The 24741-nt window shown below is 72.2% G+C and carries 24 protein-coding genes, 1 tRNA gene and 1 pseudogene; 16 read left to right on the forward strand and 10 right to left on the reverse strand.

From position 1 onward, the window contains the following. From GUI43_RS08085 to GUI43_RS08110, 6 genes are all read left to right on the forward strand, one after another. A complete protein-coding gene (locus GUI43_RS08085) occupies positions 1–786 on the forward strand; it encodes a DUF4129 domain-containing protein (protein WP_112581982.1) in 786 nt (261 codons plus the stop codon). Next, complete coding sequence (locus tag GUI43_RS08090) at positions 783–1367, forward strand: hypothetical protein (RefSeq protein ID WP_112581967.1); 585 nt, start codon at positions 783–785, stop codon at positions 1365–1367. The genes GUI43_RS08085 and GUI43_RS08090 overlap by 4 nt, the downstream gene beginning before the upstream one ends. Then, positions 1367–2374, forward strand: a complete 1008-nt coding sequence (locus tag GUI43_RS08095; RefSeq protein WP_112581968.1) for an AAA family ATPase — start codon at positions 1367–1369, stop codon at positions 2372–2374. The genes GUI43_RS08090 and GUI43_RS08095 overlap by 1 nt, the downstream gene beginning before the upstream one ends. Next, entirely contained in the window at positions 2374–3816 is a 1443-nt protein-coding gene (locus GUI43_RS08100; RefSeq protein ID WP_112698475.1) for a DUF58 domain-containing protein, read from the forward strand. The genes GUI43_RS08095 and GUI43_RS08100 overlap by 1 nt, the downstream gene beginning before the upstream one ends. A gap of 52 nt (positions 3817–3868) precedes the next feature. Then, positions 3869–4429, forward strand: coding sequence for a hypothetical protein (locus GUI43_RS08105; RefSeq protein ID WP_112698476.1), 561 nt, complete (start codon positions 3869–3871; stop codon positions 4427–4429). Positions 4430–4531: 102 nt separating this feature from the next. Then, a complete protein-coding gene (locus GUI43_RS08110) occupies positions 4532–5863 on the forward strand; it encodes an NAD(P)/FAD-dependent oxidoreductase (RefSeq protein WP_091394234.1) in 1332 nt (443 codons plus the stop codon). A gap of 107 nt (positions 5864–5970) precedes the next feature. Here the strand turns inward: GUI43_RS08110 and GUI43_RS08115 are convergent, their stop codons facing one another. Continuing rightward, on the reverse strand, positions 5971–7830 hold the full coding sequence (locus GUI43_RS08115) for a hypothetical protein (protein WP_211326665.1): 1860 nt from the start codon (positions 7828–7830) through the stop codon (positions 5971–5973). A 101-nt stretch (positions 7831–7931) separates the two neighbouring features. Between GUI43_RS08115 and GUI43_RS08120 the strand changes: the two genes are divergently transcribed. From GUI43_RS08120 to GUI43_RS08135, 4 genes are all read left to right on the forward strand, one after another. Next, a tRNA-Leu gene (locus GUI43_RS08120) sits at positions 7932–8012 on the forward strand. A gap of 106 nt (positions 8013–8118) precedes the next feature. Further along, entirely contained in the window at positions 8119–8934 is an 816-nt protein-coding gene (locus GUI43_RS08125; RefSeq protein WP_091394231.1) for a Bax inhibitor-1/YccA family protein, read from the forward strand. A gap of 136 nt (positions 8935–9070) precedes the next feature. Further along, entirely contained in the window at positions 9071–9829 is a 759-nt protein-coding gene (locus tag GUI43_RS08130; RefSeq protein WP_112582471.1) for a Bax inhibitor-1/YccA family protein, read from the forward strand. Between the two features lie 46 nt (positions 9830–9875). Next, the gene (locus tag GUI43_RS08135; RefSeq protein WP_112582470.1) at positions 9876–10196 is read left to right on the forward strand and encodes a hypothetical protein; all 321 of its coding nucleotides are present in this window, start codon (positions 9876–9878) and stop codon (positions 10194–10196) included. 11 nt (positions 10197–10207) lie between these two features. On the opposite strand, the gene GUI43_RS08140 is transcribed toward GUI43_RS08135, so the two are convergent. From GUI43_RS08140 to GUI43_RS08150, 3 genes and pseudogenes are all read right to left on the reverse strand, one after another. After that, the gene (locus GUI43_RS08140) at positions 10208–11470 is read right to left on the reverse strand and encodes an acetyl-CoA C-acetyltransferase (RefSeq protein WP_112582469.1); all 1263 of its coding nucleotides are present in this window, start codon (positions 11468–11470) and stop codon (positions 10208–10210) included. A gap of 78 nt (positions 11471–11548) precedes the next feature. Continuing rightward, positions 11549–12361 (reverse strand): SGNH/GDSL hydrolase family protein, encoded by an 813-nt coding sequence (locus GUI43_RS08145; RefSeq protein WP_112601911.1) that lies wholly within the window; start codon positions 12359–12361, stop codon positions 11549–11551. Further along, a pseudogene (locus GUI43_RS08150) lies at positions 12347–13410 on the reverse strand (SGNH/GDSL hydrolase family protein); the annotation flags it as partial. The gene GUI43_RS08145 and the pseudogene GUI43_RS08150, both read right to left, overlap by 15 nt. A 150-nt stretch (positions 13411–13560) precedes the next feature. On the opposite strand from GUI43_RS08150, the gene GUI43_RS08155 reads away from it, so the two are divergent. Both GUI43_RS08155 and GUI43_RS08160 read left to right on the forward strand, forming a co-directional pair. Beyond that, on the forward strand, positions 13561–13917 hold the full coding sequence (locus GUI43_RS08155; protein WP_112582466.1) for a YkvA family protein: 357 nt from the start codon (positions 13561–13563) through the stop codon (positions 13915–13917). Positions 13918–13990: 73 nt separating this feature from the next. Beyond that, positions 13991–15361, forward strand: coding sequence for a cystathionine beta-synthase (locus GUI43_RS08160; RefSeq protein ID WP_112582465.1), 1371 nt, complete (start codon positions 13991–13993; stop codon positions 15359–15361). A gap of 18 nt (positions 15362–15379) precedes the next feature. On the opposite strand, the gene GUI43_RS08165 is transcribed toward GUI43_RS08160, so the two are convergent. The 4 genes from GUI43_RS08165 to GUI43_RS08180 form a co-directional block, all read right to left on the reverse strand. After that, on the reverse strand, positions 15380–15895 hold the full coding sequence (locus GUI43_RS08165) for a GNAT family N-acetyltransferase (protein WP_112698479.1): 516 nt from the start codon (positions 15893–15895) through the stop codon (positions 15380–15382). After that, positions 15892–16821 carry a ribonuclease Z gene (locus tag GUI43_RS08170; protein ID WP_112698480.1) on the reverse strand — a complete coding sequence of 310 codons (930 nt, stop codon included), beginning with the start codon at positions 16819–16821 and terminating at the stop codon, positions 15892–15894. The genes GUI43_RS08165 and GUI43_RS08170 overlap by 4 nt, the downstream gene beginning before the upstream one ends. A gap of 367 nt (positions 16822–17188) precedes the next feature. Next, complete coding sequence (gene msrA / locus GUI43_RS08175; protein ID WP_091394206.1) at positions 17189–17851, reverse strand: peptide-methionine (S)-S-oxide reductase MsrA; 663 nt, start codon at positions 17849–17851, stop codon at positions 17189–17191. A 56-nt stretch (positions 17852–17907) separates the two neighbouring features. Next, positions 17908–18348 (reverse strand): HIT family protein, encoded by a 441-nt coding sequence (locus tag GUI43_RS08180; RefSeq protein ID WP_112582458.1) that lies wholly within the window; start codon positions 18346–18348, stop codon positions 17908–17910. 141 nt (positions 18349–18489) lie between these two features. On the opposite strand from GUI43_RS08180, the gene GUI43_RS08185 reads away from it, so the two are divergent. From GUI43_RS08185 to ilvA, 4 genes are all read left to right on the forward strand, one after another. Beyond that, positions 18490–19536 (forward strand): YncE family protein, encoded by a 1047-nt coding sequence (locus GUI43_RS08185; protein WP_112698481.1) that lies wholly within the window; start codon positions 18490–18492, stop codon positions 19534–19536. Positions 19537–19637: 101 nt separating this feature from the next. Continuing rightward, positions 19638–20780, forward strand: a complete 1143-nt coding sequence (locus GUI43_RS08190) for a cystathionine gamma-synthase (RefSeq protein ID WP_091394199.1) — start codon at positions 19638–19640, stop codon at positions 20778–20780. A 13-nt stretch (positions 20781–20793) separates the two neighbouring features. Beyond that, complete coding sequence (locus GUI43_RS08195; protein WP_112582456.1) at positions 20794–22203, forward strand: amidase; 1410 nt, start codon at positions 20794–20796, stop codon at positions 22201–22203. A 78-nt stretch (positions 22204–22281) separates the two neighbouring features. Next, the gene (gene ilvA, locus GUI43_RS08200) at positions 22282–23502 is read left to right on the forward strand and encodes a threonine ammonia-lyase (protein ID WP_091397178.1); all 1221 of its coding nucleotides are present in this window, start codon (positions 22282–22284) and stop codon (positions 23500–23502) included. A 96-nt stretch (positions 23503–23598) separates the two neighbouring features. On the opposite strand, the gene greA is transcribed toward ilvA, so the two are convergent. Further along, a complete protein-coding gene (gene greA, locus GUI43_RS08205; protein ID WP_091394193.1) occupies positions 23599–24096 on the reverse strand; it encodes a transcription elongation factor GreA in 498 nt (165 codons plus the stop codon). A gap of 156 nt (positions 24097–24252) precedes the next feature. Further along, on the reverse strand, positions 24253–24693 hold the full coding sequence (locus GUI43_RS08210; RefSeq protein WP_112601904.1) for a DUF4307 domain-containing protein: 441 nt from the start codon (positions 24691–24693) through the stop codon (positions 24253–24255). Positions 24694–24741 lie beyond the last annotated feature (48 nt).

A 24741-nucleotide genomic window follows, 5' to 3' on the forward strand; every position in this document is an offset into this window, starting at 1 on the left:
ATGACAGACGGAACACGCCCGCCCACACCGGCACCGTCCGCCGATCCCGGTGCGCTGCGGCCGGTGCTCGGCCTGCTCCGCCGGTGGTGGCCGGTCGGCGCGGTCGCCGCCCTGCTCGCCGGTGCCGCGCTGGCGTCCGCTCACTCGTCGATCGGGGCCAGTCGCATTCCGCCGGCCGCGGACAACGTTCCCTGGGTTCCCGAGTACCCGACCGTTGAGCCATCGCCGTCCATCCCGATCGAGCCCCGCGACGCCGGCGAGGCCACCCAGGCGCACATCCCGCAGTGGGTCGGCACGGTGGCTGTGGTCCTGCTCGGGCTTGCCATCCTCGCCGCGCTCGGCTACCTCAGCTGGGTCCTGATCCGGGGCGCACTGCGCCGTACCACCCGGGCACTACCCGCGCAGCGGGCCCGCCGTACCGCCGAGGGCACCGCCCGCGAGGTGGTCGCCGCCCTCGACGCCGGCCTGGTGGAGCTCGACGACCGGGACACCGACCCCCGGGTGGCGGTGATCGCCTGCTGGGTGCGCCTGGAGGAGACCGCCGCCGCGGCCGGCGTGCCGAGGCTCGCCGGAGACACCCCCACCGACCTGGTCAGCCGACTCTTGCAGGGCGACCCGGCGGCGGGCGTGCCGGCCATCGCCAGCACCGACGTGCTTGCCGAGTTCGCGCACGTCTACCGGGAGGCCCGGTACGCCACCCACCCGGTCGGCGAACGCACCCGGGACCAGGCCCGCGCCGCGCTCGGCCGGCTGCGCGGAGAGCTCACCGCGGCGGTGACCTCATGAGCAGCACCAGCATCGACGATCTGCTCGCGTTCGAGGAGGAGGCCGCGCCGGTCGGTCCGCAGGCGCGCCCGTCCCGATGGCGTCCCGTGCTGCGCTCGCTCGCGTGGGCCGCCGCGTTGGTAGCGGTCCTGCTGGTCGGCCTCCGCGCGGTGGGCCTCCAGGTTTCGCTGCCCGTACTGATCGCCGGGGTGCTCGCCGTGCTGGCGGTCCGCCGGGTCACCGCCCTGCTGGCGCCGCCGCCCCCGCCGCCGCCGGCTCGCCAGGCCGGCGCGGGCGAAGACGACGGCAGCTACAACTGGGGCGCCCGGGACGCGCTGCGTGGCGCGATCAACCAGTGGGAACGGCCCCTGGACTGGTCCGCGAACCGAACCGAACGTTTCACCGAGGTGGTCCTGCCCCGGATCGGTGAACTGGCCGACGAGCGGATGCGGCTGAAACACGGCGTCACCCGTGAGTCGGATCCCGCCCGCGCTCGCGTCCTGCTGGGTGACCGCCTGTGGACGTTCCTGGAGACCCCGCCTCGCCGCACCCCGTCGCCGCGCGACCTCGCGGTGATCGTCGCCGAACTGGAGAACATCTGATGAACGACGTGGACCGGAGCATTGCCCCCGCCGAGGTCGGGCAGCTGGCTCGGACGGTCCTGGACGCGGTCGGCACCGTCGTGGTCGGCAAACGGGACGCGTTGGAGCTGGTCCTCGCCGGCATCCTCGCGGGCGGGCACGTGCTCCTGGAGGACCTGCCGGGGCTCGGTAAGACACTCACCGCCCGCTCGTTCGCCCAGGCCCTCGGGTTGGACTTCCGTCGGTTGCAGTTCACCCCCGACCTGCTCCCCGCCGACGTCACCGGCTCCTTCCTGTACGACCAGCGCAACGGCGACTTCACCTTCCGGGCCGGCCCGGTCTTCACCAACCTGCTCCTCGCCGACGAGATCAACCGGACGCCGCCGAAGACCCAGTCCGCGCTGCTGGAGGCGATGCAGGAGAAGCAGGTGTCGGTCGAGGGTGTCACCTACAAGCTCGACGAGCCGTTCCACGTGCTGGCCACCGCCAACCCCATCGAGTACGAGGGCACCTACCCGCTGCCGGAGGCGCAGCTGGACCGGTTCCTGCTGCGGGTCTCGTTCGGTTACCCGCAGCACGAAGAGGAGTGGGAGGTGCTGCGCCGTCGGATGAGCCGTCGCCGGGAGGAGGCGGACATCAAAGCGGTTGTCGACGCGGCGACGCTGCGGGCCATGCAGGCCGCACTGGAGGACGTGGTGGTGGAGGACTCCATCGGCCGCTACATCGTGTCGCTCACCGCGGCCACCCGGGAACACCCGTCGGTGCTGGTCGGCGCCTCACCTCGCGGTTCGCTGGCGCTGCTGCTGCTGGCCCGGGTCCGCGCGGTGTTCGGCGGACGGGACTACGTGGTGCCGGAGGACGTCAAGTCGGTGGCGGCGCCCGCCCTGGCCCACCGGATCACCCTGCGCCCGGAGATGTGGTTGCGTCGGGTCGACCCGGCGTTCGTGGTGGGCGAGGTACTGGAGGCGACTCCCGCCCCGGCCAGTGGCGCGCTGCCCAGCTACGCCGCCGGCGGGCCCCGGCACTGATGTCCGGACCGACAGTGCCGACGGCCACCGAAGCGGAACCGGCTGCCGGCTGGGCGCCCACCCCGGCGCTCGGCCGTGCGGTGCTGCTCGCCGGCCTGCTGCTGGTGGCCGGGGTGCTGCTGGGCCGGGTGGACCTCATCGTGCTCGCCGCACCGTTCGCGTTGGGCACCGCGTACGCGCTGCGTCGACGACCCACGGCGCTGCCGCAGGTGTGGATCACCCAGGGTGACGGTGGGCCGCTGGTCGAGGGCGGTGACGTGGCGGCGGCGGTGAGCGTCGGCAACCCGGACACTGTCGACTACGACCTGGTGGTGATGCGTACCCGCGTGTCGCCGTGGCTGCGGATCGACCGGGCCGGCTTCGCCCGCGATGAGGTTGTCGACGACGGGGCGCCGAGCGCCACAGCGGAAACCGGTGCGACGGCGCAGGGCAACGGCGGGCGCCGTTCCGTCGCGGACCGGCCGTTCGTGACGTCGGTGCCGATCGGCGCCGCCGTGGACCTGGAGCTGGCCGGCAAGGCCCTGCGCTGGGGCCGGCACCCGGTCGGCCCCGCCGGTGCCCGGGTCGCCACGGCCGGGGGTCTGCTGGTCTCCCGGGCGGTGATCACCGAGCCGGTACGGGTGCGGGTGTACCCCCGCACCGAGCCGTTCGAGGCGGTCGAGGCGATGCCCCGCGCCGCCGGCCTGGTCGGGGCGCACCACTCTCGCCGACCGGGAGAGGGCGGCGAGCTTGCCGGCGTACGCGTCTTCGCCCCCGGCGACCGGCTGCGCCGGATCGACTGGCGGGTCTCGTTGCGGGCCCGGCAGCTGCACGTGGCCGCCACCCTCTCCGACCGGGACGCGGAGGTGGTGGTGCTGCTCGACGTGCTCGCCGAGGCGGGCCGCTCCGGTGGGGTGGACGGCGCCGCCTCGGTGCTGGACACCACCGTCCGGGCCACCGCCGCGATCGCCGAGCACTACCTGCACCGCGGTGACCGGGTCTCGCTGCTGGAATACGGGCCGGCCGCCCGCCGGCTCCGGCCGGCCGCCGGGCGGCGGCAGTACCTGACCGTCCTGGAGTGGTTGCTCGACGTCCGGGTCCACGCGTCCGCGCACGAACCGTACGACCAGGTCTTCGGCCCGCAGTTGCTCTCCTCGGACGCGTTGGTGGTGGTGCTCACCCCGCTGCTGGACGAACGGTCGGCACAGATGCTCGCCCGGTTGGCCCGCGGCGGGAGGTTCGTGGTGGCGGTCGACACGTTGCCGACCGACCTGGCGTCACCGAAGGACCGGGGTTGGGCCGAGGTGGCGTACCGGCTGTGGCGCCTGGATCGGGAGATCATGATCGGGCAGCTCCGGGAGCACGGCGTACCGGTGGTGCGCTGGGCCGGTGCCGGCAGCCTGGACCAGGTGTTGCGGGACGTGGCCCGGTTGGCGACGGCCCCGAGGGTGGGTGGCCGGTGAGCGCGAGGAGTGAGCTTGCGAGCCCCGCAGTCGCGAACGGAAGGCGGGTGCGGTGAACGCGGTGGTGGAGCGGGTTCGGGCGGTGCAGTACGCCGTCGCTCGCGTCAGCGTGGCCCCGCTGCTGGTCCGGGCCGGGATCTTCGTCATCGTGTTTGCCGGGTTCGCCCTGGCGTTCCCCGCGGAGGTGCTTTCCGGCCGGCCGATCTTCTTCATGGCGGTGGCTGCCCTGTTGCCCGCGTTCGGGCCGCGCAAGGTCTGGACGACCTTCACGGCGTTGGTCACGGTCGGCGGCTGGCTGCTCGCCACCGACGGGTACGGCCGTCCGGTCGCCCTCTGGCGGCTTCTCGCCGTCGCGGCCCTGCTGTACCTGGCTCACACCCTCTGCGCGCTGGCCGCACTGTTGCCCTATGACGCGATGGTGGACCCCGAGTTGATCACCCGTTGGTTGGTGCGGTCGGCCGCCGTGCTGTTGGGTTCCGCCGTGCTCGGCGTGCTGCTGCTGCAGGCGACGGGGACGGGTGGGGGCGCCGGATACCAGTGGGTGACAGTGCTGGGGCTGCTGGTGGCGGTGGGAATGGCAGTGTTGCTGGGCTGGCTTCTGCGGCGTCGGTGACCACTGCGAGCCGAGGGTTACGCAGGTCACATGGGTTGTGCTCCGTCACAGATGGGGGGCGCGAGCGGGATTACCTGAGCCGGCCGGGGAAAGATAGACAACGTGAATCCGAAGCGGATCCTTGTGGTTGGTGCCGGGCACGTCGGTCTGTACGCGGCCCTGCGCCTGTCGAAGAAGCTCAGCTCCCGTGAGGCTGAGGTCATGGTGGTTGACCCCCAACCCCACATGACCTATCAGCCGTTCCTGCCGGAGGCGGCGGCGGGCAACATCTCCCCGCGGCACTCCGTGGTGCCGCTGCGGCGGGAGTTGCGTCGGTGCAAGATGGTGGCCGGCACGGTCACGCGGATCGAGCACGACCGCAAGGTGGCCACCGTGCAGCCGATCAGCGGCCCGGCCCGGGAGATCACCTACGACCACGTGATCGTGGCTCCGGGTTCGGTCTCCCGCACCCTGCCGATCCCCGGTCTGCACGAGCAGGGCATCGGGTTCAAGACCATCGGCGAGGCGATCTACCTGCGCAACCACGTGCTGGATCGGCTCGACGTGGCGGCCGCCACGCCGGATCCGGACGTCCGCCGTTCGGCGCTGACCTTCACCTTCGTCGGCGGTGGGTACGCCGGCATCGAGGCGCTCGCCGAGATGGAGGACATGGCTCGCGACGCCCTGCGTTACTACCCGGAGCTCAAGCAGGACGAGGTCCGCTGGGTGCTGGTCGAGGCGACCCAGCGGGTGCTGCCCGAGGTCGACCGGGACATGGGTGCCTACACCGTGCAGCAGTTGATGAAGCGCAACATGGACATCCGGCTGGACACCCGCCTCGAGTCCTGCGTCGACGGGGTGGTCAAGCTCTCCGACGGTGACAGCTTCCGCTCCGACACGATCGTCTGGACGGCCGGTGTGAAGCCGTCGCCGATGCTGGACTCGACCGACTTCCCGCGCGACGACCGTCGACGGATCACCTGCCTGCCCACGCTCCAGGTGGTCGACGGTGACCAGGTGCTCGAGGGTGCCTGGAGCGCCGGGGACTGCGCCGCCGTGCCGGACCTGACCAAGGAGCCGGGCAACTTCTGCTCGCCGAGCGCTCAGCACGCGGTGCGCCAGGCCGCGCGGATGGCCGACAACATCACGGCCGTGATCCGGGGTCGCGAGCCGGTGAACTACAAGCACAAGCACGTCGGCAGTGTGGCGAGCCTCGGCCTGCACAAGGGCGTGGCCCAGGTGTACGGGATCAAGATGACCGGTTGGCCGGCCTGGGTGATGCACCGGACGTACCACATGAGCCGGATCCCGTCGTTCAACCGGAAGGTCCGCGTGGTGGTGGACTGGTCGTTGGCGTTCTTCCTCAAGCGTGAGGTGGTCGCCCTGGGCCAGCTGCACGACCCGCGCGAGGAGTTCGTCGAGGCATCCCAGCCGGTCGGCGCGCCCCGCGTCTGACCACCAACTGCACGAAGGGGCCCCTGCCTACCGTTTCTGGTAGGCAGGGGCCCCTTGTCGCATCCGGTGCCGGTCGCGCGCGTCGTCAGACGTGCGTCAAGGCGTGTTCAGACCCGCCAGGTCCAGGCGTCGGCGATGCGGGTGGGTGGGCCGTAGAGCTGCTCCAGGGTGGCGCGCAGGGCCTGGGCGTGGGGGGCGTCGTCGGTCAACGCCACACAGGAGGCGCCCCAGAAGTCGGCATCGCGGACGGCCTGTCGGCGCTGCTCGTCGCCGATGGCCGGTTGGTCGCCCCGGCGGGCCACATCCGCCAGTAGCGCGGAGGTGGGCTGCTTGAAGGTGCCCATCGCCGCGGTACCGCCCCTTCCGTACGGGCCGATGAAGAAGCCTTCCGGCAGCCCGAAGCCGGCGTCGGCGGCGGTCGCCCAGCGCATCGGCCAGGGCTCCTTCGGGGTTGGCAGTGGCACCGGGACCAGCACCCCGCCCGGCGGTACGCACTGCCGCCAGTGGCCGCCGGTGATGAACTCCGGCACGGCGGGTCGTCCCGCGGTCGGCAGGGGGGTCGGGAAGATCGGCAGCAGCGCCACTCCGACGGCCAGGGGCACCAGCCGCCGCGCCGGACCGGAGCTGCGCAGGGCCCGGTCGACAGCGAGCACCAGCAGCGTCGCGACGATCGGCAGCAACGCCAGCGCGAACCGCATCGGCAACGCCCCGTCCACCACCGGCAGCCCTCCGATCAGGGCGTACGGGCCGGGGATCGCCGTCCTGGTGCCGCCGAGCACCACCTCGGGGCCGAGCGAGAGCGCCCCCATCACCAGGCCCGCCGCAACGCAGGCGAAGACCAGCCGGCGTCGCCCGGCCCAGATCGCGCAGACCCCGGCGACCAGCAGCAGTGGCCAGCCGAGGAACGTGTTGTACTCGGCGGGGCCGGTGGTCAGCCGGGCGGATTCGTCGCTGCCGGCCACCGACAGCGGGGAGAGCGTCCACCAACTGCTCAGGTCGGCGGAGAAGTAGGCCGGGGTGAACATCCCGTCGGCGACTCCCTGCGGCCCGGCGAACTGGAACCACAGCGGATAGCCGAGCACCAGCAGGGCGAGCGCGGCGGCGATCGCCAACCCGCCGGCGAACCCGGGGAGCGCCCGGCGGGCCAGGTCCCGGTCCGCCACGGCGTAGCTGATTGCCATCACCAGCAGCGTGATCGCGGCGAGGAAGAGCACCTCCTCGCCGATGAAGACCTGCGCGCTGATCGCGCCGGCCAGCCCCGCCGCGGAGGTGAACAGCCGACGACGGTCCGGCCCGGTGGCTCGGGTATTGCCGGCCTGGTCGGGGGTATCGGGCCCCGGGTCGGCCGCCCGCAGCAGCCGGACCACCAGCCAGACGATCACCGGCACCAGCCACTGGGCGGTCATGTGCAGGTGGCTGTTGGTCTGCGACACCATGCCGGGTCCGAATCCGCACAGCCCGCCGCCGAGTGCGGCGGCCACCCGGCGGACGCGCATCGTCCGGTGGAACAGCAGGTACCAGGCGAGTGCGGTGCCGGCGAGGTTGCCGGCGGCGAGCAGCGCGAAGGTGACCGGTGCGCCCAGCAGCAGGGTGACCGGCGCGAAGAGGACGCCGAGGGCGATCACCGTGGTGTTGGCCATCAGGTTCACACCGTCGGGAGCGTTGAGCCGGTCGGTGAGCAGGTCGAAGTCGCCGAGCAGCGCGCGGGCGTCCACCGCCAGGAACCACTCGTAGAGGGTCTGGTCCTCCGGGTTGAGCGCCAGGATGCGGGCGCCCGGGTCGGGCCACAGCCCGTGCGTGAGCCAGCCGGCCAGCACCGCGAAGATCAGAGCGGCCAGCAGATCTGCCCGGTGGCGGCGGACGGCGGCCAGCAGCCGGGTGGCCCGGGGTCGGCGGTTGACCTGATCGGCGAGGCGGAATGCCTGCTCAGGGGCGGCGTCGGGGGCCGTGGGGGCTGCGCTGCTCACGGCATCGACCCTAATGTGGCCAGGCCGGCGGGGTACGCCGGGTCGCCGCAGACCGGCTACGGTGACAATGCATCAGGCGTGTCGGCGCGCCGGTGCCACTCGCCCGGGTGGTGGAAAGGCAGACACGGCCGCCTTAAAAGCGGCTGCCGAAAGGCGTGCGGGTTCGACCCCCGCCCCGGGCACCGGTCGACTCACACATTCTCATTCGTGATCTCCAGGACTTGGCTCTGCCGTTTACTCTTGGAGGGCACGTTCACGTGCAAACGACCCCCTGAGGGAGGCCAGACAGTGAAGACCTCGAACCCGGTGCTCGCCCGGCTCGGCCAAGCGGCCGAGCGGGAGCGCTCCGCCGGGTACGCCCCGGCCGGGCCGTACGGACAGCCCGGCATTCCCCAGCAGTACCCGTCCCAGGCCGGTTACCCGGCCGCGCCGCCGACCGTGGCGCCGATGACCGTCGACGACGTGGTCGTCAAGACGGTCGCTCTGCTCGGCATCCTCGGCATCACCGCCGCGGCCGCCTGGGTGCTCGTGCCCGACGCGCTGGTCGGTACCGCGTGGATCGGCGCGGCGGTGGTCGGCCTGGTCCTCGGCTTGATCATTTCGTTCTCCCGGATGGCCAACCCGGCGCTCGTGATCGCGTACGCGGTCGTCGAGGGTGTCTTCGTCGGCATGGTCAGCAAGGCGTTCGAGACGCGTTACGACGGCATCGTGCTCCAGGCCGCCGTGGCCAGCTTCGGCATCTTCTTCCTGATGGCGATGCTCTACAAGGCGAAGGTCATCCGGGCCACCCCGGCCTTCGTCAAGGGCATGATCGCGGTGATGGTCGGCCTCTTCGCCGTCATGATGATCAACCTGGTGCTGGCGCTGTTCGGCGTCAACACCGGCCTGCGCGACGGCAGCCCGCTCGCCATCGGGTTCAGCCTGGTCTGCATCGTGGTCGCCTCGCTGAGCTTCGTGCTCAGCTTCAAGGAGATCGAGGACGGCGTCCGGATGGGCCTGCCGCAGCGCTACTCCTGGGTGGCCGCGTTCGGCATCCTGGTCAGCCTGGTCTGGCTCTACATCGAGATCCTGCGCCTGCTGAGCTACTTCCAGGGCGACGACTGACCTCGTCCGCACTGCCGACCGTCGCCCGTCCCCACTCCGGTGGGGGCGGGCGCCGTCGTCCGCGCCGTTTGCCCGCCGCCGCCGGTCCGCCCGGGGCAGAGTGACTTCGGGGGGTACGCGGGCGAAGGAGGCGGCGGTGCGCAGCAACAACCCGGTGCTCAACCGGCTGGACGAGCCCAGCCGGGTGGAGGCACGGGTGCTCGGCGCCCGCGACGTCGAGCCGATGACCGTCGACGACGTGGTGGTCCGTACCGTCGGGTTGCTGCTCGTGACCGGCGCGGCCGCCGCGGTGTCCTGGGCGGTGATCCCCGACGCGGTGTGGCTGGGCGCCGCGTTGGCCGGCACCGCGCTCGCCTCGATAGCGCTGGTCCTGGTCATCTCGTTGCGAGCGATCACCAACCCGGTGCCGATCGTCGGCTACGCGGTCCTCCAGGGCCTGCTGCTGGGGGTGGCGAGCCGCACCTTCGAGCAGGTCTACCCGGGCATCGTGGTGCAGGCGGTGGCCGGCACCTTCGGTGTCTTCCTCGGCATGGCGGCGCTCTACCGGGCCCGGGTGATCCGGGCGACGCCTCGGCTGGCCCGCCTGGTGATCGGCACTCTGCTCGGCATCGCCGTGCTCAGCGTGGTCAACCTGGTGTCGTACCTGATCACCGGGCGACCGGGCCTGGCGGTCTACAGCGTCAGCGGGGAGGTCGGCTGGCTGCCGTACGCCTTCTCGGTGGTGGCCATCATCGCCGGGGCGTTCAGCTTCATCCTCGACTTCGATCTCGTCGAACGCTCGGTGCGCGACGGTCGAGCCCGTCGGTACGCGTGGCTGAGCGCGTTCGGCCTGCTCACCGGGCTGGTCTTCCTCTACTGGCAGTTGCTGCGGCTGCTCAGCTACCTGCGCCGCTGACCGGCCCGACCCGGCGCGGTCGGTGTCGGCCGTAGACTCGGCGGCGATGAGCGCAGCGGAGTTGGACAAGGCCGTGCAGTTGCTGGTCCGTCAGATCGCGCACTGGCAGCAGCCCCGGTGGGCGGCGGTCGCGACCGCCGGCAACGTGTCCCGCGCCGACCTGGTGCACCGCCTGGTGCAGGAGGTGGCCAACCTGGCCGCCGACGCCGAGGGGGAGCCGCGCCGGGTGGTGCCCCGGCTCGACAACGACCTGGCCCTGCCCGACCAACTGCGGGTGGTCACGGCGGACCTGCTGGCCGCCGACCCGGGGGACGAGGCGCTGAGCCGGGCCGCCGCCGAGGTGACGGCGACCCGCAGCGCGCTCTGAGGCAGCTCGGCTCAGTTGAGCCGTTCGAGCACCATGGCCATGCCCTGGCCACCGCCCACGCACATGGTCTCCAGACCGATGGTCTTGTCGTGCCACTCCAGTGCGTTGAGCAGGGTGCCGGTGATCCGGGCGCCGGTCATGCCGAACGGGTGGCCGACCGCGATGGCCCCGCCCATCACGTTCAGCTTCTCCTCCGGGATGCCCAGCTCGCGGTAGGAGGGGATGACCTGCGCGGCGAACGCCTCGTTGATCTCGACGAGGTCGACGTCGTCGATGGTCATGCCAGCTCGGCGCAGTGCCTGCCGGGACGCCTCGACCGGCCCGAGACCCATGATCTCCGGCGACAGGGCTGTCACACCGGTCGAGACGATCCGGGCCAGCGGGGTGAGCCCGAGCTCCTCGGCCCGTTGGGCGCTCATCACCACCACGGCGGCGGCGCCGTCGTTGAGCGGGCAGCAGTTGCCGGCGGTGATTCGACCGTCCGGGCGGAACACCGGCTTCAGGCCGGCGACCGCGTCGAGGGTGACGCCGGCTCGGGGCCCGTCGTCGGTGCTCACCACGGTGCCGTCCGGCGTGGTGACCGGGGTGATCTCCCGGGCCCAGAAACCGTCGGCGATGGCCTTCTCGGCGAGGTTCTGGCTGCGTACGCCGAACTCGTCCATGTCGGCGCGGGTGACGTCGTACACCTGGGCCAGGTTCTCCGCGGTCTGCCCCATGGTCAGGTAGATGTCGGGCAGTTCGCCGGCCTCACGCGGGTCGGTCCACACCTCGGCGCCGCCCTGCGCGCGGCGCTTCGAGCGCTCACCGGCCGGCCCGAAGCGGGGGTTCTCCCAGCCGCCGCCGACCAGGGCCTGCGCCTCGGGCGGCAGCCCGTCGGAGCTGCCCCGGGCGTAGCGGGAGACCATCTCCACGCCGGCGGAGACGAACACGTCGCCCTCGCCGGCCCGGATCGCGTGCATCGCCATCCGGGTGGTCTGCAACGAGGAGGCGCAGTAACGGGTCAGCGTGGCGCCGGGGACAGTGTCCAGACCGAGGAGGGTGGACACCACCCGGGCCATGTTGAAGCCCTGCTCGCCGCCGGGCAGGCCGCACCCGAGGTAGAGGTCGTCGATCGTGGTCGGATCGAGCGCGGGGATCTTGTCCAGCGCGGCCTGGACGATGGTCGCGGCGAGGTCGTCGGAGCGGACGTCGCGCAGGGACCCCTTGTGCGCCCGGCCGATGGGGGAGCGGGCGGTGGCGACGATGACGGCGTCGCGGGACGACTCAATCGGCATGGACCAACGTTAACCCGCCGGTAACATGGCGCGGAAGAAGCCGGCGCGGCGGGAAATGTCACCCTGGCCGGGGACGATCTAGCGCCGGGTCGTGGCCGCCGCCGCGGCGACGATGGCGGGCAGCAGCGCGTGCGCCCAGACCCGGTAGCCGTCGGCGGAGGGGTGGAAGCCGTCCTGGCAGAGCGTCCCGGCGTCGGCCCGGAACACCGGCCCGGTCTCGGTGGCCAGGTCGACCACCGAGCCGCCCGCCTCCAGCACGGCAGTGGTCTGCGCGCGGGCCACGCGACGCCCGGACCAGCCGACCACCTGGCGCAGCGGAGGCGCGATGGCCCGCACCGCCCCGAGGTCGGGGCAGGTGCCCACCACCACCTCGACGCGCGCCTCGCGCAGGCGGTGCACCGCCGCGCCGAGATAGGCCGCCGCGTCGGACGGTCGGCGCAGCCCGGTGGCGTCGTTCGCGCCGATCAGGATCAACGCCACGTCGGGCCGCTCACCCAGCAGGGCCCGGGCCACCTGGGTGGCGAGGTCCGTCGAGCGGGACCCGGAGACGCCGACGCTGGACAGGTGGACCCGGCGGCCGGTCGGGCCCTCGGCGAGCAGGTTGGCCAACTGCCCGCCGATGGTGTCCTCCAGGCGGTCGACACCGACGCCCAGTGCCGACGAGTCGCCCAGCAACACCAGTCGTAGCGGGGCAGCGCCCGCCCGGCCGATCGTCGCCCGCAGGGCAAGGCCGAGCTCCGGTTCGGCGTAGCGTCGGTGCCGGGCGATGAACGCCTCACCTGCGAGGACGGCGGCGCCCCCGACGGTGCCGGCGAACAGCGAGATCGCCGCCGCCCGACCCAGTCGGCCGGCGAGGCCGGAGGTCACGCTCCGCGCGCTGCGCTCGTTCATGCCAGTCCCTCCACTGTCGAGGTGTCCGAGGCGGACCCGCGCTGCGGCACCGCGCCAACACCGAAGAACGCCCGTCGGCGCAGCTGCGCCCACCGGCCGGCCGGCCCTCGGTCGCGGCCCCGGACCTGGACGCCGCTGACCTCCGTGCCGGCGTGTCGAGCCGCCTCCTGCGCGGCCTTCGGCAGCGACCGTACGCCGTCGCCGCGCGTCATTGTGGCCCGTCGTTCCGGGGTCGCGCCGAGGGCGGAGAGCATCGTGGGCAGGAGCGCGGCAGCGGCCATCGCGTACCCCTCGGCGGAGGGATGGAACCGGTCCCAGGCGAACATCCGGGTCGGCTCGGCCGCGAACCGGGGGCCGAGCAGGTCACCGAGGGAGACCGTCCGCCCGCCCGCCTCGACCACGGCCACCGTCTGGGCAGCGGCGAGCTGGCGGCTCCAGCGGTGCGCCAGCCAGCGCAGAGGTGGCTGGATCGGACGGATCGCGCCCAGGTCGGGGCAGGTGCCGACGACCACCTCGCACCCCGCGTCGCGCAGGGTGTGCACCGCCTCGACCAGATAGCGCACCGCCAGACCGCGCGGGGTGCGGTTGGTGATGTCGTTGCCGCCGATGAGGATCACCGCGATGTCGGGTCGGCACTCCAGCGCCGCCTCCACCTGGTGGCGCAGCGCCGCCGAGATGGCGCCGACCACCGCGAAGCGGTGCAGCTGCACCGGCCGGTGCAGTCGACGGGACAGGCCGGTGGCGAGCAACGCCCCGGGCGTCTCCCGACGGCGGTGCACCCCGTAGCCGGCCGCCGACGAGTCACCGAGCACGACCATGGTGAGCGCCGGACCGGGGAACTTCGCGCCGTACATCCCATCGCAGCGGGGCGGCGGCGCCTCGGCCATCGGGATGGTCCGTCGAGCCTGGCGGGCCTGGCCGACCAGCACCCCGCCGGTCGCCACCGCGGCCGCCGCGGTGGCGCCTGTCCCGATGGCGGCCAGCCGGACGAACCGCCGGGCCTGCCGCCAGCGCTCACCACCGGGTACGACGGAATGTGCCACCCCCATACCGCGACATTATCGCGCTGGCCCGACACACCGCTGTCGTCGTGACGGCACCCGGGTGCCTGGAAACCGACGCGACGGGGTACCTGGGTGGGTGAGGCCGGCCGACTTGCGCCGACCCGCCACGCTGATCCGGCGGAGAGGAGCGCGACGATGGGTAAGACACTGAAGCGCAGCGCGGCGTTCACGGCGCTGGCGCGGGCCCTGGCGGCCGGGGCGCGCAACGGGCCGTCGATCGGCACGCGGTTGGCCGCGTTGCCCCGGATGATCAGGGCCACCACCAAGGGGGAGTACGACGGCGGCCTTCGGCTGGCCCTGATGACCGCGGCGACGGCGTACATCGTCTCGCCGATCGACCTGCTCCCGGAGATCCCGCTGGCGATCTTCGGGCTGGCCGACGACGCGGTCATGGTCACCTGGTTGGCCGGCAGCGTGCTCGCCGAGACCGACCGGTTCCTGGAGTGGGAGGCCCGCCGCAGCTCCGTCATCCCCGGGGGGCTGGTGCCCTGACGACACGTACGCTGGGCGGTGAGCAAACGTCTTCCCGGCCGCCCACCGCCGGCGCCGCAACGAAGGGCACACCGTGCAGTACTACGACAACGTCGTCGACATGATCGGAAACACCCCGCTGGTGCGTCTGCGTAACGTCACCGAGGGCATCCAGGCCACAGTGCTGGCCAAGGTGGAGTACGTCAACCCGGGCGGCTCGGTGAAGGACCGCATCGCGCTGCGGATGGTGGAGGACGCCGAGGCGGCCGGCCTGCTGAAGCCCGGCGGCACCATCGTCGAGCCGACCAGCGGCAACACCGGCGTCGGGTTGGCCCTGGTGGCCCAGCTCAAGGGCTACAAGTGCGTCTTCGTCTGCCCCGACAAGGTCAGCCAGGACAAGCAGGACGTGCTTCGGGCGTACGGCGCCGAGGTGGTGGTCTGCCCGACCGCCGTCGCGCCGGAGGACCCGCGCTCGTACTACAACGTCTCCGACCGGCTGACCCGGGAGATCCCCGGCGCCTGGAAGCCCAACCAGTACAGCAACCCGGCCAACCCGCGCTCGCACTACGAGACGACCGGCCCGGAGCTGTGGAAGCAGACCGACGGCGAGCTCACCCACTTTGTGACCGGCGTCGGCACCGGCGGCACCATCTCCGGCATCGGCAGGTACCTCAAGGAGGCGTCCGAGGGTCGGGTGCGCGTCGTCGGGGCCGACCCGGAGGGCTCGGTCTACTCCGGTGGCACCGGCCGGCCGTACCTGGTGGAGGGCGTCGGCGAGGACTTCTGGCCGGAGACGTACGACCGGGGTGTCGCCGACGAGATCGTGGAGGTCTCCGACAAGGCGTCCTTCGAGATGACCCGGCGACTGGCCCGCGAGGAGGGGCTGCTGGTCGGCGGTTCCTGCGGAATGGCGGTGGTCGCCGCCCTGGAGGTCGCACGCCGGGCCGGCCCGGACGACGTGGTGGTGGTGCTGCTGCCCGACGGCGGTCGTGGCTACCTCTCCAAGATCTTCAACGACTCGTGGATGGCCCGGTACGGCTTCCTCGACAACTCCGGTGCCGAGCCGACGGTGGCCGACGCGCTGGCCAGCAAGCCGGGCGGGCTGCCCGAGCTGGTGCACGTGCACCCGACCGAGACCGTCCGCGACGCGATCGACTACATGCGCGAGTACGGCGTCTCGCAGCTGCCGGTGCTCAAGGCCGAGCCGCCAGTGGTGACCGGTGAGGTCGCCGGCTCGATCGCCGAGCGGGACCTGCTCGACGCGCTGTTCACCGGGCAGGCCCACCTGCACGACACGATCGAGCGGCACATGGGCGACCCGCTGCCGATGATCGGTGGTGGTCAGCCGGTGAGCGAGGCGGTGGGCATGCTGGAGAAGTCCGACGCCGCCCTGGTGCTGGTCGACGGCAAGCCCAAGGGCGTGCTCACCCGCCAGGACCTCCTGTCCCACCTGGGCGCCCACTGAGCCTGCCGGAGGCCTCGTTCAGGCATCCAGCAGCCGGGTGTAGCGGAGTTGGGGCGTGAGGGCGGTACCGATGTGCTCCTCACGCTCCGCTCCGGTCGGGGTCCAGCCGCCGCGCTCGTAGAACGAGCGGGCGTGGGCGTTGTCCCGCAGCACCCAGAGCACGGCACGCCGCCAGCCCTGCGCCCGCATGGCGTCCAGGGCGTCCACCATCAGGGTGCGGCCGACGCCGCGGCCCTGCTCGGCCGGGTCGAGGTGGATCGCGTTGAGCAGCCCGGTGGCGGGGTCGTCCTCGTCGTCCGGGCCCAGGTGGCTGAACCCGACCACCGCCCCGGCCCGTTCGGCCACTGTCATTCGGTGGGTGTCCCGCTCCCAGATCCACCGCTCGACCCAGTACCGCCCCATCGCCTCCGGTGACGGGTCGGCCAGTGCCTCGGCCGGCAGGAAGGCGGAGTACGCGGCGACCCGGGAGCGCTGGTGCAGGGCACCCACCGCCATCAGGTCGCCTTCGGTCGCGGGGCGGAGCGTGACGGTCACCCGGCCGAGGCTACCCGGCGCGGCGGGAGCTGCACCGTGGTCAGATCCTCGGCGATGATCAGATCGCCGTCGAAGTGCGCGCGCGCCTCGTCGTGGAACCGGCGCGGGTCGGGGTAGCGCTGGGAGAAGTGGGTGAGCACGAGTCGTCGTACCCCGGACTCGGTCGCCACCCGGGCGGCCTGCGCCGCGGTCAGGTGGCCGACCTCGGCGGCGAGCGCGGCCTCCGACTCCAGGAACGTCGACTCGATGACCAGTAGATCGGCGTGCTCGGCGAGGGCGTACACCTCGTCGCAGAGGCCGGTGTCCATCACGAACGCGAACCGCTGCCCCGGCCGGGGCACGCTCACCTCGGCCCGGGTGACGCGGCGTCCGCCGAGGTCCAGGTGCCCGACGCGGATCAGCTCGCCGACGGCCGGCCCGGCGATGCCGTACGCGGCCAGCTTCTCCGGCAGCATCCGGTGCCCGTCCGGCTCGACCAGCCGGTAGCCGTACGTCTCGATGGGGTGCCGGAGCCGGCGTGCCTCCAGCGTGCCGCAGCGCAGGGCGATCCGCTGCCCGTCCGCCTCGATGGGCTCGACCCGCAGCTCGGCGGTCTCGTAGAAGGAAGTGGCGTACCGCAGCCGGGCGAAGTATTCGGCGCCGCCGGCGGGGAAGTGCACGGCGACCGGGTGCGCAACCCGGTCCAGGGAGAGTCGCTGGATGGTGCCGGGCAGGCCGAGGCAGTGGTCGCCGTGGAAGTGCGTGACGCAGATCCGGGTCAGGTCGGTGGCGGTGACCGTTGTGTGCAGGAGCTGACGTTGGCTGCCCTCACCCGGGTCGAAGAGGATCACCTCGTCGTCCCAGCGCAACACGTACCCGTTGTGGTTGCGCTGACGGGTCGGCGCCTGGCTGGCCGTCCCCAGCACCACCAGCTCGCGCATGGACATCGCCACTCCCGCGGATATGGAGCGACCCCCGGGGCGCTCCGCGCATGTGCGCGGGCCGGCTGGACTTGGCCGGCACCCCGGGGGTCGGGTGGCTGTCGTGGATTCGCCGCACCGCTGCCACACGGTCTCGACGATGGTGCTTTTTGCCCGCCTCGCGGCGAGCCGATCACTGTCGAGGACAGCGGCTAGCTGACAGCCACCTCACGAGTCCGATTGCTATACAAGTCTGGACCACCTCCTTTCACGTGTACGGCCACGTTATCGAGTTCTCGTCGAGCTCGGCAACGGATTTCGATCACAGGGCCGAACGGGAATGCCCGGCCACCTCATCGGCGGCCGGGCATCACACGTGTGCGGGTGGCGGTGGTCAGCCGCCGACACGGGCCACGCCGACCGGGCAGCTCAGCCCGTTCGGGCCGTGGTTGCAGTACCCGTTCGGGTTCTTGGTCGGCGCCAGGTACTGCTGGTGGTAGTCCTCGGCGAAGTAGTAGCTGCCGAGCGGGGCGATCTCGGTGGTGATCTCACCCTTGCCGGCCCGCGTCACGATCGGCTGGAACGCGTCCCGGGACGACTCCGCGATGGTCCGCTGCTCGTCGGTGGTCGTGTAGATCGCCGAGCGGTACTGGGTGCCCACGTCGTTGCCCTGGCGCATGCCCTGGGTCGGGTCGTGGTTCTCCCAGAAGACCTTCAGCAGATCCTCATAGTTGATCTTGCTTGGGTCGTACACCACCTGGACGACCTCGGCGTGCCCGGTCCGGCCGGAACACGTCTCCTCGTACGTCGGGTTCTTGGTGATGCCACCCGCGTAGCCGGCGGAGGTGGTGTAGACGCCGGGCAGCGTCCAGAACAGCCGCTCGGCGCCCCAGAAGCAGCCCATGCCGAAGACCGCGACCTGGAGGCCCTCAGGGAACGGGCCCTTCAACGGGGTGCCCAGCACCTCGTGGCGGTCGGCGACCGGCATGGCGATCTGACGGCCCGGCAGGGCCTGGTCGGGCGAGACCATATCGGCGTTCATACGGCGCAAAAACACGTGGGGATCTCCTCTCGTACCTCTCCCAGCGTGTAACACCGGAGGGTCTGGCTTTCTTACCCGCGTGAGGATGAGTCAGGCCCCCCGGGGAGAGCCGCTGCGATCCGGTCCGCGTACGTCTGGGCCTCGGTGTCGTCGTCGTACCGGGTGCGTGGCCAGAAGAAGCCCCGCAACCCGTCGCCCTTCGTACGCGGGACCACGTGGGTGTGCAGGTGAGGCACCGATTGGGACACCTTGTTGTTCATCGCCACGAACGTCCCACCGGCGCCGAGAGCGGTCTCCACCGCCACCGCCAGCCGCTGGACCATGGCGAAGTAGTCGGGCAGCAGGTCGGCCGGCAACTCGGCGAGGGTCACCAGGTGCACCCGGGGCACCACCAGGACATGCCCCTTGAACACCGGCCGGGTGTCCAGGAACGCCACCCCGTCCGGGGTGTCGGCCACCCGGAACGCCGGCACCTCGCCCGTCACGATCCCGCAGAACACGCAACCGCTCATCGGGCCAGGCTATGCCGGCGGCCTCGCGGGTCACGGTGCCCCCCACGCGTGAACCGACTGTGGTACTCATCTACGTGAATGGATGAGTGCGGGGCGATCCCGGCCATCGGCGTGCGCGTCGATGCTCCGAAAGGACCAAGCTTGCAGATCAGAAGAGGCCTCACCCTGGCGCTGGCGGCGCTCACCGCCGGGCTGCTCACCGGCGCGACCCCGGGCCACGCCCAGGCGGCCGCCGCGCCGACCGCCACCCCACTGCCGCTGAGCACTGTGGCCGACGTGGTGTCGGCCGGTGACCGGGTCTTCGTCAGTGGTGGCAGCTCCGCCACTGATGTCGTGGTGACCAGCGCGACAGGCACTGTGGTCGGCACGCTGTCGGGCCTGCCCGGCCCCACCGACCTTCTGCTCAGCGCCGACCGGCGGACCCTCTACGTGGCGCTGCCCACCGCCAACGCCATCGCCGCCTTCGACACCGGCTCGCTGCTCGAGTCCGCCCGGTACGACACCGGCGCGGGCGAGTGCCCGTCGTCGCTGGCGTTGACCGGCCGGTACCTGTGGTTCGGCTACGGCTGTGACCAGTGGGGCGGCAACATCGGCCGGATCGACCTGGGACGCCAACCGGCCCGCCTCAGCACCGGCCTGGTCAGCGAGGACTTCTACTACGCTCCGCTGCTGGCCGCCGCCAGTCAGAACCGGGCGGTGCTGCTCGCCGGTCAGCCGGGCTTGAGCCCGGCGTCGGTGTACGCCTACGGGATCGGTGCCGCAGGAGCGCTGACCATGCTGCGGACCAACCAGTTCTCGGCCGTCGGCAGCAACCTGCGCGACATCGCCCTCGACCCGACCGGCACCACCCTCTACACGGCTGCCGGCTCCCCGCCGCTGGTGCAGGCGTTCCCGTTCGCCGACATCGCCACCCCCAGCGCGACGTACGCCACCGGTCCCTACCCGCGGGCCGTCGAGCTGTCGCGTCTCGGCACCCGGATCGCCGCCGGCGCCGACGCCGCCTACGCCCCGGACGTCTTCGTCTTCGCCGCGGACGGCACCGAACAGGCCAGCTACGAGTTGGGCGATGAACTCAGTGCCGGAGGGCTGGCCTGGGCGCCGAACGAAACCCGGGTCTACGCGGTCACCTCGGACTGGACCGGAGCCCGTCCGGCGACCCTGCACGTCCTGCCCGTCCCGGCCGCCTGACCGGGCCTGCGGAGCGCGAGGGCCGGGCCGGTCGGTCCGACCCTCGCCCGGGAGCGCGGGTTCCGTTCCAGCCTGCGGGACGGGGCACTAGCCTCACCAGAATGAGTCACGGCTTCGAGACGCTCGCCATCCACGCCGGTCAGGACCCCGAGGCCCGCACCGGCGCGGTGATCCCACCGATCTACCAGACCAGCACGTACGCCCAGGACGCCGTCGGCGCACCTCGCCTCGGCTACGAGTACAGCCGCTCCGGCAACCCGACCCGTGATGCGCTCCAGGAGTGCCTGGCGGCGCTGGAGGGTGGGCCGGTGGGGCTCGCCTTCGCCAGCGGCCTGGCGGCGGAGGACACCCTGCTGCGGGCCGTGTGCCAGCCCGGCGACCACGTGGTGATCCCGGACGACGCGTACGGCGGCACGTACCGGCTCTTCGCCCGGGTCGCCCAGCGTTGGGGCCTGGAGTTCAGCCCGGCCAAGGTCTCCGACCCGGATGCGGTCCGGGCGGCCGTGCAGCCCGGCCGCACGAAGATCGTCTGGGTGGAGACGCCGACCAACCCGCTGCTCGGCATCGCCGACATCGCCGCCCTGGCCGCCGTGGCACACGACGCGGGCGCCCTGCTGGTGGTGGACAACACCTTCGCCTCGCCGTACCTGCAGCAGCCGATCGCCTTCGGCGCGGACGTGGTGGTGCACTCCACCACCAAGTACGTCGGCGGGCACTCCGACGTGGTCGGTGGCGCTCTCGTCGTCGCCGACGCCGGGCTCGGCGAGGAGTTGCGCTACCACCAGAACGCGATGGGTGCGATCAACGGCCCGTTCGACGCCTGGCTCACCCTGCGGGGCATCAAGACCCTCGGGGTACGTATGGACCGGCACTGCGACAACGCCGAGCGGCTCGCCGCGTACCTCGACGGTCACGCCAAGGTCGCCCAGGTGCTCTATCCGGGGCTGCCCTCGCACCCCGGTCACGAGGTGGCCGCCAAGCAGATGCGCCGGTTCGGCGGCATGATCTCGTTCCGCGCCGCCGGTGGTGAGGACCACGCCGTGGACATCTGCAACCGGGCCAAGCTCTTCGTGCTCGCCGAGTCGCTGGGTGGTGTGGAATCCCTGATCGAGCACCCGGGTCGGATGACACACGCAAGTGCTGCCGGCTCGCCGCTTGAAGTTCCCGGCGATCTCGTGCGACTGTCTGTCGGCATCGAGACGGTCGACGACCTACTCGCCGATCTGGAGCAGGCGCTGGGCTGACCGCTGGGGGAGGATGGCCGTGCAGGACATCATGGCGACCTGGGTCGGAGCGACCGCAAAGCAGATCGCCCGGGGCGTACGCCGAGGTGACGTCTCGGCGACCCAGGTCGTCGCCGACCACCTCGAGTACATCTCCCGAGCCGACCGTGAACTGGCCGCGTTCCGCGCCGTTCGCGGCGGTGAGGCGATCACCGAGGCGGAGAAGGTCGACGAGCAGGAGGACCTGGCCAACCTGCCGCTGGCCGGGGTTCCGGTGGCGGTCAAGGAGAACACCCCGGTCGCCGGCCTCCCCACCTGGAACGGGTCGGCCGCCGCCCGCACCGACGTGGCAGAGGCCGACCACGAGGTGGTGCGTCGGCTGCGCGGCGCCGGTGCGGTGATCCTCGGCGTGACCCGGATGCCGGAGCTGGGGCTGTGGGCGCTGACCGACGATGACAGCGCGGTGACCCGTAACCCGTGGGACAGCACGCGTACCCCCGGTGGGTCCTCGGGTGGTGCCGCCGCCGCGGTCGCCGCCGGGCTGGTGCCGATCGCGCACGCCAACGACGGTCTCGGCTCGATCCGGATTCCCGCTGCCTGTTGCGGACTTGTCGGGCTCAAGCCCGGCCGGGGCGTGGTCCCCTGCCAGCTCGGGGCGGACGACTGGTTCGGCCTCACCGAGCACGGCATGCTGACCAGCACTGTCGCCGACGCGGCGGTCGGCTTCTCGGTGCTCGCCGGCCGGCGTCCCGAGAAGCTGGTCCCCCCGCAGCGGCTGCGGGTGGGTGTCTCGCTGCGCTCCCCGGTGCGCGGTGTCGCACCGGACGCGCCCAACCGGGACGCGGTCGCCGCCGCCGGTCGGCTCCTCGCCGCCGCCGGGCACGACACGGTGCCGGCCGATCCGGTCTACCCGACCGCGCTCGGCCTGCAGGGCATCGCCACCTGGTTCGCGGCAGCCGCCACCGACGTCCGGGCCTCCGGTCTGGACCGGCGTGGCCTGCAACGGCGTACCCGGCGGCACGTCGCGCTGGGCGAGTGGGCGCAGCGTCGCGGCTACGTGCGGGAGGCGGACCGGGCCGCCTGGCGGCAACGGTCGGTTGACTTCTTCACCGACCACTCGGTCGACCTGCTGCTCACCCCTGCGCTGGCCGGCGCGCCACCGGAGGCGGCCCGCTGGTCGGAGCGGTCCTGGCGGGCGAACATGACAGCCAACATCCGGTACGCCCCGTACGCCGCGCCCTGGAACATCGCCGGCCTGCCTGCGGTCGTCGTGCCGGTCGGCCGCCGCCCGGACGGCCTGCCGGTTGCCGTGCAGCTGGTCGGTCCGCCCGGCTCGGAGCTGCTGCTGCTCGGTGTGGCCGGTCAGTTCGAGATGGCCGCCCCGTGGACGCGCCACGCTCCCGGCTACCCCCGGGTCGGCACGGAGTCGCCGGCAACCGCCTGACCGTCCGACTGTGTGCGCGCTGTCGGGCACTCCGGTGTCGCCGCCGAGGGCTCCGGAGTCGGGTGGCACGATCGGGGCATGACGGAACTGGTCGGTCTCGACGATGTGCGGGCCGCACGGGAGTTGCTCGCCGGCGTCACCCGCACCACCCCACTGGAGCCCTCCCGGCCGCTCAGCGCGGCGCTGGGCGGGCCGACGTGGCTCAAGTGCGAGAACGTGCAGCGCGCCGGCTCGTACAAGGTGCGGGGCGCGTACGTGCGGATCTCCCGGTTGTCGGCGGCGGAGCGGGAGCGCGGCGTGGTCGCGGCGAGCGCGGGCAACCACGCGCAGGGAGTGGCTCTCGCCGCCGGCCTGGTCGGCACGCACGCCACCGTCTTCATGCCGGTCAACGCGCCGCTGCCGAAGGTGGCAGCCACCAAGGGATACGGCGCGCAGGTCGAATTGGCCGGGAACACCGTCGACGAGTCGCTGGTAGCGGCGCACACGTACGCCGAGCGCACCGGCGCGGTGCTGATCCACCCGTTCGACCACCCCGATGTGATCGCCGGGCAGGGCACTGTGGCGCTGGAGATCCTCGAACAGTGCCCGGAGGTGAAGACGATCATCACCGGGGTGGGTGGCGGTGGTCTGATCTCGGGCATGGCGGTGGCCGCGAAGGCGTTGCGCCCGGACGTCCGGATCATCGGCGTCCAGGCGGCCGGGGCGGCGGCGTTCCCGCCCTCACTGGTGGCCGGGGAACCGGTCCGGCTGCCCGTCTTCTCCACCATCGCCGACGGCATCGCGGTCGGCCGGCCGGGCGAGATCACCTTCAACCACGTGCGCAAGCTGGTCGACGAGATCGTCACGGTCTCCGAGGAGGACATCTCCCGGGCCCTGCTGATGCTGCTGGAGCGGGGCAAGCAGGTGGTCGAGCCGGCCGGGGCGGTGGGTGTGGCCGCCCTGCTGGCCGGCGTGGTCGAGGTGGAGACGCCGGTGGTCGCGGTGCTCTCCGGCGGCAACATCGACCCGTTGCTGATGCTGCGGGTGATCGAGCACGGGTTGGCCGCGGCAGGTCGCTACCTGCGGGTGACCGTCCGCTGTTCGGACCGGCCGGGGCAGCTCGCGTCGCTGCTCAGCCAGATCGCCGAGCACCGGGCCAACGTGGTGGACGTGGAGCACCAGCGGGCCAATCCGCACCTCAGCCTCGGCGAGGTGGAGGTGGCGCTGTCGGTGGAGACCCGGGGCGTCGAACACTCGGACACCCTGATCAGCGCCCTACGGGCCAGCGGCTACCAGGTGGTCTTCGCGGCCGAGGCGTGACACCGGTGGGTGCCACGCCTCGGATGCGCGGTGTTTCGACAGCGGGTGCCGGAGCCGGTCGAGCCGGCCGGCAGCGGGTGACGCGACCGGCGACGGTCAGCCGGAGAACGGCTCGAAGCTGACCACTGTCACCTTGATGTCGGCGCCGCTGGGCGCCGTGTAGGTGCAGGTCTGCCCGGCCCGACCGCCCAGGATCGCCTTGCCCAGCGCGGACTCGGGGCTGTAGACGGTCAGGTCGGTCGTGGCCGCGATCTCCCGGGAACCGAGCAGGAAGGTCTCGGTGTCGTTGGTGTCGTCGTCGAAGTAGATCGTCACCACCATGCCCGGCGACACCGCATCGGCGGTCGGGGCCTCGCCGACCTTCGCGGTGCGCAGCAGCTCCTGCAGGTAGCGGATACGACCCTCGGCCTTGCCCTGCTCCTCGCGGGCGGCGTGGTAGCCGCCGTTCTCCCGCAGGTCGCCCTCCTCGCGCCGAGCGTTGATCTCAGCTGCGATCGCCGGACGGTTGGCGATGTGCTCGTCGAGCTCGGCCTGGAGGCGGTCGTACGCGTCCTGGGACAGCCAGGTGGCGGGCGCCTCGTTGCCAGTGGACACAGGCGTTCTCCTCAGATGTGCGTGGCTGGCTGACAGGTGAACTACCAAGTTACCAGTGCGGTACGACACAGCGTGTCGGCCATCACCGCCGGTGTCCGGATCCGACACCGGCGGTAGGCGCCCCGTCAGCCCCGCTCTTGGTGCTGTTCGAGCAGCTCAGGACGGTGGTCGGCAGCGCAGGACCTCACCGATGAACGGCCGCGCGGTGGTGGCCAGGCGGTGCTGCGTCGTGACGTGCCGATCCCCGGGATCGGCGGTCACGGTGACCTGTTCGCGGCCGACCTCGGCGCCGGCACGGTCCCGGGCGCGCAGCACACAGACCGCTGACCCACCCGGCGGGACTGTCACCCGAAAGTCGACAAGCACCTGCTTGTCCGTGATGTCGGTGTAGGTGATCACCTGGGCGTCGTAGACCGGGTCGCCGTACTGGCGGTAGAGCCGGACCGAGATCACGGTCAGCGTCGCCACGAGCGCCAACAGCGCCAGCGCGGCCAGCAGCGTACGGCGGCGCTTTCCGCCCGGTGCCCGACGGCGGCCGTAGCGCCCGGCCGGGAATACCGGCGCGCCTGGTGAAATTGTGGCGTGCGTCTCGGTCACCGGCGGGTATCTCCTGGCGTTGTTGTCGGCGGCATCGGCAAGAATGAC

It is taken from the genome of Micromonospora noduli (genome assembly GCF_003264365.1).
Taxonomy (GTDB): domain Bacteria; phylum Actinomycetota; class Actinomycetes; order Mycobacteriales; family Micromonosporaceae; genus Micromonospora; species Micromonospora noduli.